We start from the raw sequence: 12,968 nt of genomic DNA, 5'->3' as shown, positions 1-12,968 counted from the left end.
CCGCCGTCGTCTACTCTTTTTCGGGGGACCCCACGCGATGAGAGACCTTTCCGCAGGTCCGCGCGTTCTCCTCAAGCGGTTGCGCGAACTGATGGCGGAACCGCTCGAGCCACAGGAGCGCCTTGACCGGATCGTGCGCCAGATCGCACAGAACATGGTCGCGGAAGTGTGTTCGGTCTATGTGCTGCGTTCCGACGGCGTGCTCGAACTCTACGCGACCGAAGGTCTGAACAAGACCGCCGTCCACCTGGCGCAGTTGAAGATGGGGCAGGGCCTCGTCGGCACGATTGCCGCGTCCGCACGTCCGCTCAACCTGTCCGACGCCCAGGCGCATCCGGCCTTTACCTACCTGCCGGAAACCGGCGAAGAGATCTATCACTCGTTCCTCGGCGTGCCGATCCTGCGCACGGGTCGGGCGCTCGGCGTTCTCGTCGTGCAGAACAAGGCGATGCGCAACTACCGCGAAGACGAGGTCGAGGCGCTGGAAACCACCGCCATGGTTCTCGCCGAGATGGTGGCGACCGGCGAGTTGAAGAAAATCACCAAGCCCGGCCTCGAACTCGATCTGTCCCGGCCGGTCTCGATCGACGGCAACAGCTATGGCGAAGGCATCGGCCTCGGTTATGTCGTGCTGCACGAGCCGAGGATCGTCGTCACCAATCTTCTGAACGAGGATACTGACCAGGAATTGCAGCGGCTTGCCGAGGCTCTGGGGTCATTGCGTATCTCGATCGACGACATGCTATCGCGTCGCGAAGTGTCGATGGAGGGCGAGCACCGAGCGGTGCTTGAGACCTATCGCATGTTTGCCCATGACCGCGGCTGGGTGCGGAAGCTGGAAGAGGCGATCCGCAACGGCCTGACGGCGGAAGCTGCCGTCGAACGGGTGCAGAGCGAGACCAAGGCGCGGATGATCCGGCTGACCGATCCCTATTTGCGCGAGCGCATGCATGATTTCGACGATCTCGCCAACCGGCTGCTGCGCCAGCTTTCGGGCTATGGCGCCAAGCTTTCGGCGAGCGACTTCCCGACCGATGCGGTGATCGTTGCCCGGGCCATGGGTGCCGCCGAACTTCTCGACTATCCGCGCGAAAACGTCCGCGGCCTGGTCCTTGAGGAAGGGGCCGTCACCAGCCACGTGGTCATCGTCGCCCGCGCCATGGGCATTCCGGTCGTCGGACAGGCGGCGGGTGCTGTCGCGCTTGCGGAAAACCGCGATGCCGTCATCATCGATGGCGACGATGCCAAGGTGCATCTGCGGCCGTTGGCCGACCTGCAGCGCGCCTACGAGGAAAAGGTACGGTTCCGCGCCCGCCGGCAGGCTCAGTTCCGCGCGCTCAAGGATGTCGAACCGCTGACCAAGGACGGCAAGCGCATCACCTTGCAGATGAACGCTGGCCTTTTGGTCGACCTGCCGCATCTGAACGAAGCGGGTGCCGAGGGCATCGGCCTTTTCCGCACCGAACTGCAGTTCATGATCGCCTCGACGATGCCGAAGGCGGAAGAGCAGGAAGCCTTCTACCGCAGCGTTCTGAAGCAGACCGGCGGCAAGCCGGTGACTTTCCGCACGCTCGATATTGGCGGCGACAAGGTGGTTCCCTATTTCCGCGCGGCGGAAGAGGAAAATCCGGCACTCGGATGGCGGGCGATCCGCCTTTCGCTGGATCGGCCCGGCCTGCTGCGCACTCAGCTGCGCGCCATGCTGCGTGCGGCTGCCGGTCTCGAGCTGAAATTGATGCTGCCGATGGTGACCGAGGTCTCGGAGCTGAAGGAAGCGCGCGAGCTTTTGCAAAAGGAAATCGAGCGTCAGTCGAAGCTCGGCGAACAGCTGCCGCGCAAGCTGCAGTTCGGCGCCATGCTGGAAGTGCCGGCGCTGCTGTGGCAGCTGGACGAACTGATGAGCGAGGTGGACTTCGTCTCGGTCGGCTCGAACGATCTGTTCCAGTTCGCCATGGCAGTCGATCGCGGCAACGCCCGCGTTTCCGATCGCTTCGACGTGCTTGGCCGGCCCTTCCTCAGGATCCTGCGCGATATCGTGCGCGGCGGCGAGCGACATCAGACGCCGGTGACGCTGTGCGGTGAGATGGCGAGCAAGCCACTGTCCGCCATGGCGCTGCTCGGTCTCGGCTACCGCTCGGTGTCGATGTCGCCGACGGCGGTCGGTCCGATCAAGGCGATGCTCCTGGCCCTCGATGCCGACAAGCTCGGCGAGGTACTGAACGCGGCGCTCGACGACACCCGCGACCCGACGCCTGTTCGCCAGATCCTCATCGACTTCGCCGCGGCAAACGGCATCCCGGTTTAGATAGATTTGAAGCGCTTTTGTCCTCGTCCGGGCTATGATCCGGGCGAGGCGTAGCGCATTTGGAGTGACACTTGGCAAAGCTTCCCATTGAGAAAATGCGCGAACTGGAACGGCGGTTCGGCGAGATCGAGGCCCGCATGTCGGCGGGGCCAGCGGCCGACGTCTATGTGAAGCTGGCGTCGGAATATTCCGAACTGCAGCCGGTGGTGACCAAGATCCGCGCCTATGAGAAGGCGACGGCCGAGCTTGCCGATATCAATGCCATGTTGGCCGACAGGACGACTGACAAGGACATGCGCGACCTGGCCGAGATGGAAAAGCCTGAGGTCGTCGAGGCAATCGAGCAGCTGGAGCAGGAAATCCAGATCCTGCTCTTGCCGAAGGATGCAGCCGACGAAAAGAGCGCTATCCTCGAAATCCGCGCCGGAACCGGCGGTTCGGAGGCAGCGCTGTTTGCCGGCGATCTTTTCCGGATGTACGAGCGTTACGCTGCGGCCAAGGGCTGGCGGGTCGAAGTGCTTTCGGCGAGCGAGGGTGAAGCCGGCGGATTCAAGGAAATCATCGCCACCGTCTCCGGCCGCGGCGTGTTTGCGCGGCTGAAGTTCGAGTCGGGTGTGCACCGCGTTCAGCGCGTGCCGGATACCGAGGCGAGCGGACGCATCCACACCTCGGCGGCAACCGTCGCCGTACTGCCGGAAGCCGAGGAAATCGACATCGAGGTTCGGCCCGAGGACATCCGCATCGACACCATGCGCTCGTCAGGTGCTGGCGGACAGCACGTCAACACGACGGACTCCGCCGTGCGCATCACCCACCTTCCGACCGGCCTCGTCGTCACAAGTTCGGAAAAGTCGCAGCACCAGAACCGCGCCAAGGCGATGCAGGTGCTGCGTTCGCGGCTCTATGACATGGAACGCCAGCGCGCCGACAGCGAGCGTTCGGCCGATCGCAAGAGCCAGGTCGGCTCCGGCGACCGCTCTGAGCGCATTCGCACCTACAATTTTCCGCAGGGGCGCATTACGGATCACCGCATCAACCTGACGCTCTATAAGCTCGACCGGATGATGATGGGCGAAATCGACGAAGTGGTCGATGCGCTGCTGGCCGATTACCAGGCGAGCCAGTTGGCTCTTCTGGGCGAGCAGCGGGGCTGATGGCGATGACGGCCACGCTCGCGCGCCTCGTGGTGGAAAGCCGGGATCGCCTGACGGCCGCCGGCATCGAACACGCTGCGCTCGACGCGCGTCATCTGGTTTCGGGCGTGCTCGGGCTTTCGTTGACCGATGTCGTGACGCGCGGCAGGGACCTGGTCACGGAGGCCGACGTTGCCAGGGTGAGGGCTGCCGTCGAGCGGCGGAGCGCGCGCGAACCCGTCTACCGCATTCTCGGCGAGCGGGAGTTCTTTGGCCTGCCGCTCAAGCTGTCGCGTGAAACGCTGGAGCCGAGGCCGGATACGGAAACGCTCGTCGATCGCATGATCCCGTATCTGCGCCGCACCGTTGCAACGAAGGGCAGCTGCCGGCTCGTCGATCTCGGCACGGGCACCGGGGCGATCTGCCTGGCGTTGCTTGCCACGGTTCTTGAAGCGCGCGGAACGGCTACCGATATATCTGAGGACGCGTTGGCGACGGCGAGCGCAAATGCCGAGGCGCTTGGCCTTTCGGGTCGTTTCGAGGCTGTGCGCAGCAACTGGTTCGACAAGGTGGAGGGTCGCTTCGACGCCATCGTCTCAAATCCGCCTTATATACCGTCCAATGTCGTCGCAGAGCTTGAGCCGGAGGTGCGATTGCACGATCCTGCCGCAGCGCTCGATGGCGGAGACGACGGCCTTGATGCCTATCGTGCCATCGCCCTTCAGGCCGGTCATCATCTTGAGACAAACGGCGTGATAGGCTTGGAAATCGGTTTCGATCAGAAAGAGGCGGTTGCGGCATTGTTTAGTGCCGAGAACTTCCGTTTGCGCGAAGAAGCCAAGGATTTGGGCGGCAACGACCGGGTTCTGATCTTTGAGCGTAGCTTCGACCGTTGAAAAAATGCTGCACTGGCGCATCTTCTTTCTTGCTGACGCAAAGAAAGGGCTTGGAATCCCAGAGGAAGCGGGCTAGTTTGCCCGCGCACTGGGCAGATGGTCATGGACCTAAGATTCGTTCCGGTATGACCTGGCCACGGGGATTGCTCTCAAGAAAGAGTTGCTAGGGTTCAACAGTGCCTTGTGCAGGTACCTGTTAATTTGACGCCAGTCGGCGCCGAAGCCGCCAATGTGCGGGCTCACCGGCGCACGCTCTGTCGGGCGCGGACAGATCCGGCCGGAAGACGAAACCACATGATCATCATTATCAAGAGAATTCGGGTGAATGTACTATGAGGCCAGGACAGCAAAACAAGCGCGGCCGCGGGCGGAATAACAACAATAACAACAACAATAACAACAGTGGAAATAACAACAATCATAACCGCAAGGGATCAAATCCCCTGACGCGGACCTATGATAGTTCTGGTCCGGACGTGAAGATTCGCGGTACCGCGCAGCATATCGCCGAGAAATACTCGGCACTTGCTCGTGATGCGCAGAGCTCCGGCGACCGTGTCATCGCTGAAAACTACCTTCAGCATGCCGAGCATTACAACCGCATCATTGCAGCCGCACAGGCGCAGATGCAGGATCGCTTCCAGCGCGAAGAACGCCAGGATTTCCGCGGGCAGGACGCCAACGACCAGGATCAGGATCAGGATCAGGACGATCTGGATCAGGGCTACGCCGACGAAGCGCCGGTCCACGTTGTAGCCGCTCCCGCTCCTGTCGTTATCGAGCAGCAGCCGGTGATCGACGGTTCGGGCCCGCAGCCCGTCATCGAAGGCACGCCGGCCGAAGTGGCTATGGAAGAAGAAACGCCAGCGGCTTCCGGCCGTGCGGCCTCGCGTCGCCGCAGCGCGCCGCGCCCGCGCCGTCCGCGCCGCACTGCAGCCGATGAAGGCGAAGCGTCAGGCGACGCGCCTCCGGAAGCGCCGGCACTGGCTGAGTCCGAGTAAGTCTTCCTACAGCGCCGCGCGTCTTATTGGATGCGCAAAGGTCGCTGTAGCACTTTGAATGGCTGCATGTTTTGATCGTTAAATCGAATAGGATTTAAGGAAACATGCAGTTGGGCGGCGTATGCGGCGCGGCAGAAGCGAACATCAAAAGCCCGGTCCGCTCTGCGGCCGGGTTGCCGGAATTTTGCTCGGAAGACTGCGGACGCTGAAGCGCACCATAATCGCTAGGGCTGGCGATCGTCCCGTGCCGCACGCTCCATTGATCGCCGGCTTCTGGCGTTGTCCATCAGCCGACAGCTTTGACAATCAAGGCTGCGAGATTGGTGGCCGCATCGTCCTCGGTCGTTCGCCCCCGGACGAACTCCCGGGCAATCGCCTCCGCAGCACCGGCAATGCCCGCGCAACGCAGGCGCAGATCATCTTCGGTGAGGGTGGAGAAAGGTGCGATGGCTGCGCCGATGAGCGCGACATAGTCATCGGCGAGTTCCTGCTGCACGCGGTCCATCTCGGCATTGCCACGCAGGGCGCCTGACATCGCCTGCCATTCCGAACCGCTTTCGACGGCACATCCGATGTAGACGGCGCTGATGATGCCGGCGACGGATGCAAGATCGGCCGGGGCGTCCAGCAGCGCTTTCTTCAGCTTATCGGTATGGCGCTCCTCGATCTCGCGCGAAAGCGCGATCAGCAGCCCCTCGCGGGTTCCGAAGTGCTCATAGGCGATCGGCTTGCTGACGCCGGCGCGCTCGGCCAGGTGGCCGAGGGTGAGGGCGTCCGCGCCGCATTCCCGCAAAATTTCCTTGGAGGTTTCGATGAGCTGGGCACGCCGTTCGGGCTTGGCTAGTTTCCTGATCGCCGTTTTCTCCATCGGCTGCTCTCCTCGGGTCGTCCACACTGCCGCATGTTTCCTTAAATCCTATTCGATTTAAGGATCAAAGCATGCAGCCATTCAAAGTGCTACAGCGACCTTTGCGCGTCTAATAAGACGCGCGGCGCTCTAGGCGATAAAATATCCCAATCCCTTGACGGGGCGCGTTTGCTACTTATCTACCGATGGTAACTTACTAATCGTAGGTTGGCAAAATGCCACCTTCTTTCCGTCTAGGAGATATGAACATGTCGAGCAAGTTCTCACCCGTGCTGATCATCGGCGGCTCGGGCGTCGTCGGGTCGCAGGCGGCGAAGGCGATCCGCAGGCTGCATCCCGATCTGCCGCTGGCAATCGGCGGTCGTGATCTTTCCCGGGCGCAGGCCGTCGCGAGCGAGGTCGGTGGAGCGACCGGTGTGCGTGTTGATCTCGACCGCGCCGATCTCGGTCTTGACGACAAGGACGCCTTCAGCGCCGTGGTGATCTTCGTCAAGGACGAAAGGCTGACCTCAATGCGATATGCGCAGGGCAGGGGAATACCGTATATCAGCCTCTCCAGCGGAACGTTCGAGATCGGGCCCGAGGTTGCCCAGTATATCCATGCACCGGACAAGGCGCCGATCCTGCTCGCCAGCCATTGGCTTGCCGGGGCTGCGATCTTCCCGGTGCTCGAAGCGCTTTCGTCCTACGAGACCGTTGACGCGATCCGTATCGGCGTCCTGCTCGATGAGGAGGACATGGGCGGGCCAGCGGCACTTGCCGATTACAACCGCATCACCGGCAACGCGCCGGCATCGCTGACGGTCAAGGACGGCAAGCTGCATTGGGCGAGCGGGCAGGAAGCAAGCGCGCGCTACAAAAGTGTCGATGGTGTCGAGCTTGATGCTGCCGCCTATTCGCCCTTCGACGTCATGGCGCTGGCCACACGTACCGGCGCCAGGGAGATCCGGCTGGATCTTGCCTACAGCGTCTCTGCCAGTCGGCGGCGCGGCGAGCCATTTTCGACGGAGATCACGCTCGAGATCGAGGGGCAGTCGAAAGACGGAGAGTGGGTCTCGCGCCGGCATGAGATCGTGCATCCGCAGGGCCAGGCCCCGCTGACAGCGCTCGGCGTCGCGCTTGCGGTCGAGCGCATGCTCGGTCTGTCCGGGGGCGAAGCGCCAAAGGCCGGTCTCTACCTGCCGGAAGTTTTGATCGAGCCCGCTTACTACGTCTCCCGCATGAAGGAGTTCGGCACGTCGTTTGCCGATCGCTGATCTCAGGGCCGCAGCCGCAGCGCGTTCGCCCGACGCGGCACGGCAATGCCCTGCATCCAAAAGCCGACGGCCGCGCATCGTAAAGACGCGTGGCCGTTTTCGTCCTTCGCAAGATTTCCTAATTGCGACATGCAATCAGCCCTTTAATTTCGAAATTCGCTGCCCCATATTCGCTTCGGACGTGTTGATCCCGCGCAAGGTGTGGATCGACGCCCGATGACAGGTTCGCCGAATGCGGGAACCTGATCCTGAAACACCAGCGGGTGCCGCGTGACGGGCCTGGTGGGCTATGGAGGTAAAGTATGAATATCGAGAAATATTCCGAACGCGTGCGCGGTTTCCTGCAATCGGCGCAGACCTATGCGCTGGCGCAGGGACATCAGCAGTTCACGCCCGAGCATGTGCTGAAAGTGCTGCTCGACGACGACCAGGGCATGGCCGCTTCGCTGATCGAGCGGGCTGGCGGCGACGCGCGCGAAGCGCGCGCCGGCAATGATGCTGCACTCGCCAAACTGCCGAAGGTTTCCGGCGGCAACGGTTCCGTCTATCTGTCGCAGCCGCTCGCTCGCGTCTTTTCGAGTGCGGAAGAAGCGGCCAAGAAAGCCGGCGACAGCTTCGTCACCGTTGAACGCCTGCTGGTGGCCTTGGCGATCGAAAGCTCTGCTGCCACGGCCGACGTCCTGAAGAAGGCCGGCGTGACGCCGACCAAGCTCAACCAAGTCATCAACGATATTCGCAAGGGCCGCACCGCCGACAGTTCCAATGCCGAGCAGGGGTTCGACAGCCTGAAGAAATATGCCCGTGACCTGACGGCCGATGCGCGCGAAGGCAAGCTCGACCCGGTGATCGGCCGTGACGACGAAATCCGTCGCACGATTCAGGTGCTGTCGCGCCGGACCAAGAACAATCCGGTCCTGATCGGTGAGCCCGGCGTCGGCAAGACGGCGATTGCCGAGGGCCTCGCCCTGCGCATCGTCAATGGCGACGTCCCGGAGAGCCTGAAGGACAAGCGGCTGATGGCGCTCGACATGGGCGCGTTGATCGCAGGCGCGAAGTTCCGCGGCGAGTTCGAAGAGCGGCTGAAGGCCGTGCTCAACGAAGTGCAGGCGGAAAACGGCGAGATCATCCTGTTCATCGACGAAATGCACACGCTGGTCGGTGCCGGCAAGGCGGAAGGGGCGATGGATGCCTCCAACTTGCTGAAGCCTGCGCTTGCGCGCGGCGAGCTGCATTGCGTCGGCGCGACCACGCTCGACGAATACCGCAAGCACGTCGAGAAGGACGCAGCCCTTGCCCGCCGCTTCCAGCCAGTGATGGTCGAGGAGCCGACAGTCGAGGACACGATCTCGATCCTGCGTGGCCTGAAGGAAAAATACGAGCAGCACCACAAGGTGCGGATTTCCGATTCCGCGCTGGTTGCCGCCGCTACGCTGTCCAACCGCTACATCACCGACCGGTTTCTGCCGGACAAGGCGATCGACCTGATGGACGAGGCGGCCTCGCGTCTGCGCATGCAGGTGGATTCCAAGCCTGAAGAGCTCGACGAACTCGATCGCCGCATCATGCAGCTGAAGATCGAGCGCGAAGCGCTGAAGAAGGAAACCGACACCTCGTCGAAGGACCGGCTGGAAAAGCTCGAGCTCGATCTGGTCTCGCTCGAAGAGCAGGCATCGGCGCTGACGGCCCGTTGGCAGGCGGAAAAGCAGAAGCTTGGCCGCGCCGCCGACCTTAAGAAGCAGCTCGATGAAGCCCGTAACGAACTGGCGATCGTCCAGCGCAAGGGTGAGTTCCAGCGCGCCGGAGAGCTGACCTATGGCGTCATCCCCAAGCTCGAGAAAGAGCTTTCCGACGCCGAAAGCCAGGAGAACGCCAACGCCAATCCGATGGTGCAGGAGGTCGTCACCCCCGACAACATCGCCCATGTGGTTTCGCGTTGGACCGGTATCCCGGTTGACAAGATGCTGGAAGGCGAACGCGACAAGCTGCTGCGGATGGAAGACGAACTGGCGAAATGGGTCGTCGGCCAGGGCGATGCCGTCCAGGCGGTATCGCGTGCCGTTCGCCGTGCCCGTGCCGGCCTGCAGGATCCGAACCGGCCGATCGGCTCGTTCATCTTCCTCGGCCCGACCGGGGTGGGCAAGACCGAGCTGACCAAGGCGCTCGCCCGCTTTCTGTTCGACGACGAGAGCGCGCTGCTGCGTGTCGACATGTCGGAATACATGGAGAAGCACTCCGTTGCCCGGCTGATCGGCGCACCTCCCGGCTATGTCGGTTACGAGGAAGGCGGAGCGCTGACCGAATCCGTCCGCCGCCGGCCCTATCAGGTCGTGCTGTTCGACGAAATTGAGAAGGCGCATCCGGATGTCTTCAACGTGCTGCTGCAGGTGCTCGACGACGGCCGCCTGACCGATGGTCAGGGTCGCACCGTCGACTTCCGCAACACGATGATCATCATGACCTCGAACCTGGGTGCGGAATATCTGACCGGCCTTGGCGAAGACGAGGACAGCGATGTCGTTCGCGACCAGGTGATGGACGTCGTCAAGTCGGCCTTCCGGCCGGAGTTCCTGAACCGCGTCGACGAGATCATCCTGTTCCACAGGCTGCGTCGCTCGGAAATGGGCGCGATCGTCGATATCCAGCTCGCACGGCTGCTCAAGCTGCTTGCCGAGCGCAAGATCACGCTGGAACTGGAAGATGACGCCCGGACGTTCCTGGCCGAAAAGGGCTACGATCCCGCCTATGGCGCTCGGCCCCTGAAGCGGACGATCCAGAGGTATCTTCAGGATCCGCTGGCCGAGAAGATCCTTCAGGGCGAGTTCCCGGATGGATCCACTATCAAGGTTCTTGCCGGCTCCGACCGCCTGAACTTCAAGCGTGGCGCCGGCTCGGAAAGAGAAGCCGCCTAAACCGCAGAAACTTGAAAAGGCCGCCCTTCGGGGCGGCCTTTTTCGTTCATGCCTAGGAATTCTGTTGCTGTGGGGATCGCGGTGACCGCCTCTCGAAGCGTTAGCCGTCGACGAAGGGGGGATCTCACTGGCTACTTGCTGGCCACTTCGCTGCCGTTGCCGTCCTTGTTCAGCAACTCGTCGATGCGGTCGCGTTCCTTCTCGAACTTCGCAAGCGCGTCACCACCCAGTGATTTGCCGCCCGGCAGGCGGATGCGCAGCGGATCGACCTTGTTGCCGTTGACGATCAGCTCGTAGTGCAGATGCGGACCGGTCGAAAGACCTGTCGTGCCGACCCAGCCGATCACCTGGCCCTGAACCACTTTCGCCCCGGCCTTGACGGTCTTGGCGATCGCGCTCTGGTGATTGTAGGAGGAGACGTAACCGTTGGCGTGGCGGATCAGCGTTTGGTTGCCGTATCCGCCGGAATCCCAGCCAGCCTTCTCCACCGTGCCGTTGCCGGCGGCGATGATCGGCGTGCCGCGGGGGGCCGCCCAATCGACGCCGGTGTGCATACGCGAGAAGCCGAGGATCGGGTGGCGGCGCATGCCGAAGCCGGAGCGGAAGTGGCCGTTCGGCACGGGGTTGCGCAGCAGGAACTGGCGGATGCTCTTGCCTTCGCCGTTGAAGTAGTCGATCGAATTGTCGTCCGGATCCTGGAAACGGTAGAAGGTCGTCTCGGCATCGCCGAACTTCGCCTTGACGTAAAGCAGTTCGGAATCCGCCGTCGCCAAGCCGCGATCGTCGGTGACCGAGAAGAAGGCTTCGAGCGAATCCGTCGGCTTCAGCTGCGCCTGGAAGTCGACATTGCTGGCGAGCAGCTTGACGACGAGCCCGACCATGTCGGCGTTCATGCCGTAGGAGAGCGCGGCGCGATAGATACCGTCATAGACGCGCGGCAAATCGTGGGTGCTGGTGATCGTCGGCGTGCCGTTGTCGTCGAAGGCGGTCGCGACCGCGTCGAGCTTGGGCGGTTCGGCGCCGGGAACGAAGCGGCCGTTGTCGTCGACGGCCATCGTCAGCACATGGCGGTTGCGCGAATAGATGGTGGCGCGGACGATGCGGGCTTCTTCGCCCTTCTGGATGATGCCGATGCGCAGGACGTCGCCGTCGTTGAGTTCCTTGGCGCCGAGCGCTTCGCCGATATAGCCGGCAGCATCTTCGGCCTGCGCCTTGGCGTAGCCGGCATTGACCATGGCGGTCGCGATGTCGGTCTTGCGGCGCACCGGAATGATGTCGTCGGCATACTCAGTGCTTTGTTCGTTGATGCTCTCGTAAGCCGCATCGCTCTTGTTTTGCTCGACGATGCGTGCGGTCAGGCCCTGGAGAAGATCGAGACCGTCGCTATCGGAGGCGAAACGCTGCGGGTCAACATAGAAGAGCGAAGCGACCTGGGTGCTGCCCTCGGTCAGGACCGAACCGTTGGTGCGAACATTCTCCTCGACCTCGTCGAGAGACATCGAGTTGTCGAAGGTCAGGCTGGAGCCTTTGATCGGAAAATCGACCGTTTTCAGCGCCACTTCGGAATCGACGTTGGAGCCGTAGAGCGTGCCGGTACGCGCGACCTGCGGTTCGGCATCGGCGTCGTCGGTGGAGAAGATCGCCAGCGGATCGAAGTCCGGATAGCTGTCGGAAACCTGGTGGTTGGCGGCAAGCGCCATCTTGACGTGAACGAAGGGCTGTTTGCGCACCACTTCCTTCTCGCCGTCATGGATCATCGTCGAGACTTCCATGACGGTCTTGTCAGCCGGCTTGGCAACGATGTTGGGCGAAAGGATGCGGCTGCCGCGCTTGGCATTGACTGGGGCGTTGCCGCCGTTCGATGCGTCGAGTGCTGCGTAGGCTTCGGCCGGGATTGCCAGCTGCTGGCGACCGTCAAGCGCTGCAAAAAGCGCGACGCCCATAAGAAGGCTGGAGGTGATGCCGGTCAGGAAGGTGCCGGAAAGCCAGCGCAACGAAATCTCGCGTCTGTCCGGTGCGCGCCGGCCGTCCGCAAGGATCGGCGGTTGGTCGCCGAGCGACCGGACCATTTTCTTGTCGGTGATCATTCCGAGCTGGGGGCCCCTGATTTGTCTTGCCGTATTCTTGCAGGCGATACGTTGCGCGAAGATGTGCATCTTTCGCACACGGGAGTCAAATCCATGAGGGGAGGACAGGTGAGGGGGTGCACACCCTATAATATGTGCATCCGCGTTCCCCAGGCGCCCCCGCGTGACGCACCGATAATTTCGCTTAGATCGGTGGATTGTGAAGAAGTAAGGGCCAAAATGTGTCTCCACAGGCCGTTCGGAGGCGTCCGAAAGTTTTTTCGGAGTGAAAAGCCCGCATTTCCGGGCTTTGTCAGAAAACTGTCATTTATTTTGAAATTGCCTGTTGACGTGTTCGATGTGTGGGGTCTATAAGCCCGATCACTGAACGAGGGCGGCGGCGCTGCTGGCGACGATGTCCTTCGTTTTAAGGTTTCCTTGATTGGCGGATGCTGATTGGTCGGGACGCGAGTTTCGGCGGGAAGTTTTGACGGTTTGATGTCGCGACGCAGGTGGTGACGAGGGCGCTTTAGG

8 protein-coding genes are annotated in these 12,968 nt (G+C 62.2%); 6 read left to right on the top strand and 2 right to left on the bottom strand.

The window, feature by feature from the left end:
• The first annotated feature begins 37 nt into the window (after positions 1-37).
• The 4 genes from ptsP (at position 38) to ASD52_RS23060 (ending at position 5,335) form a co-directional block, all read left to right on the top strand.
• Positions 38-2,305: a phosphoenolpyruvate--protein phosphotransferase gene (gene ptsP, locus ASD52_RS23075; protein ID WP_025424539.1), complete on the top strand. Its 2,268-nt coding sequence runs from the start codon at positions 38-40 to the stop codon at positions 2,303-2,305.
• A gap of 71 nt (positions 2,306-2,376) precedes the next feature.
• The gene (prfA, locus tag ASD52_RS23070; protein ID WP_025424538.1) at positions 2,377-3,459 is read left to right on the top strand and encodes a peptide chain release factor 1; all 1,083 of its coding nucleotides are present in this window, start codon (positions 2,377-2,379) and stop codon (positions 3,457-3,459) included.
• Between the two features lie 5 nt (positions 3,460-3,464).
• Positions 3,465-4,334, top strand: coding sequence for a peptide chain release factor N(5)-glutamine methyltransferase (prmC, locus tag ASD52_RS23065; RefSeq protein WP_025424537.1), 870 nt, complete (start codon positions 3,465-3,467; stop codon positions 4,332-4,334).
• Between the two features lie 332 nt (positions 4,335-4,666).
• Positions 4,667-5,335, top strand: coding sequence for a DUF4167 domain-containing protein (locus ASD52_RS23060; protein WP_025424536.1), 669 nt, complete (start codon positions 4,667-4,669; stop codon positions 5,333-5,335).
• 286 nt (positions 5,336-5,621) lie between these two features.
• Here the strand turns inward: ASD52_RS23060 and ASD52_RS23055 are convergent, their stop codons facing one another.
• Positions 5,622-6,203: a TetR/AcrR family transcriptional regulator gene (locus tag ASD52_RS23055; protein WP_057210220.1), complete on the bottom strand. Its 582-nt coding sequence runs from the start codon at positions 6,201-6,203 to the stop codon at positions 5,622-5,624.
• A 248-nt stretch (positions 6,204-6,451) separates the two neighbouring features.
• On the opposite strand from ASD52_RS23055, the gene ASD52_RS23050 reads away from it, so the two are divergent.
• Positions 6,452-7,459, top strand: a complete 1,008-nt coding sequence (locus tag ASD52_RS23050) for a saccharopine dehydrogenase (protein ID WP_025428212.1) — start codon at positions 6,452-6,454, stop codon at positions 7,457-7,459.
• 302 nt (positions 7,460-7,761) lie between these two features.
• A complete protein-coding gene (clpB, locus tag ASD52_RS23045) occupies positions 7,762-10,368 on the top strand; it encodes an ATP-dependent chaperone ClpB (protein WP_025428211.1) in 2,607 nt (868 codons plus the stop codon).
• A gap of 131 nt (positions 10,369-10,499) precedes the next feature.
• Here the strand turns inward: clpB and ASD52_RS23040 are convergent, their stop codons facing one another.
• Positions 10,500-12,455 carry a M23 family metallopeptidase gene (locus tag ASD52_RS23040; protein ID WP_025428210.1) on the bottom strand — a complete coding sequence of 652 codons (1,956 nt, stop codon included), beginning with the start codon at positions 12,453-12,455 and terminating at the stop codon, positions 10,500-10,502.
• Positions 12,456-12,968 lie beyond the last annotated feature (513 nt).

Origin of the sequence: Ensifer sp. Root142, assembly GCF_001426785.1 — a bacterium.
Classification (GTDB): Bacteria; Pseudomonadota; Alphaproteobacteria; order Rhizobiales; family Rhizobiaceae; genus Ensifer; species Ensifer canadensis.
Note: the sequence above shows the minus strand (reverse complement) of the source record. Positions and strands in the feature narration are given on the sequence as shown.

What these genes read in the sequence shown, in the direction of transcription:
- ASD52_RS23040 (WP_025428210.1), bottom strand. Translation starts at nt 12,455, where the DNA reads ATGATCACCGACAAGAAAATGGTCCGGTCGCTCGGCGACCAACCGCCG.
- ptsP (WP_025424539.1), top strand. Translation starts at nt 38, where the DNA reads ATGAGAGACCTTTCCGCAGGTCCGCGCGTTCTCCTCAAGCGGTTGCGC.
- ASD52_RS23050 (WP_025428212.1), top strand. Translation starts at nt 6,452, where the DNA reads ATGTCGAGCAAGTTCTCACCCGTGCTGATCATCGGCGGCTCGGGCGTC.
- clpB (WP_025428211.1), top strand. Translation starts at nt 7,762, where the DNA reads ATGAATATCGAGAAATATTCCGAACGCGTGCGCGGTTTCCTGCAATCG.
- prmC (WP_025424537.1), top strand. Translation starts at nt 3,465, where the DNA reads ATGACGGCCACGCTCGCGCGCCTCGTGGTGGAAAGCCGGGATCGCCTG.
- ASD52_RS23055 (WP_057210220.1), bottom strand. Translation starts at nt 6,203, where the DNA reads ATGGAGAAAACGGCGATCAGGAAACTAGCCAAGCCCGAACGGCGTGCC.
- ASD52_RS23060 (WP_025424536.1), top strand. Translation starts at nt 4,667, where the DNA reads ATGAGGCCAGGACAGCAAAACAAGCGCGGCCGCGGGCGGAATAACAAC.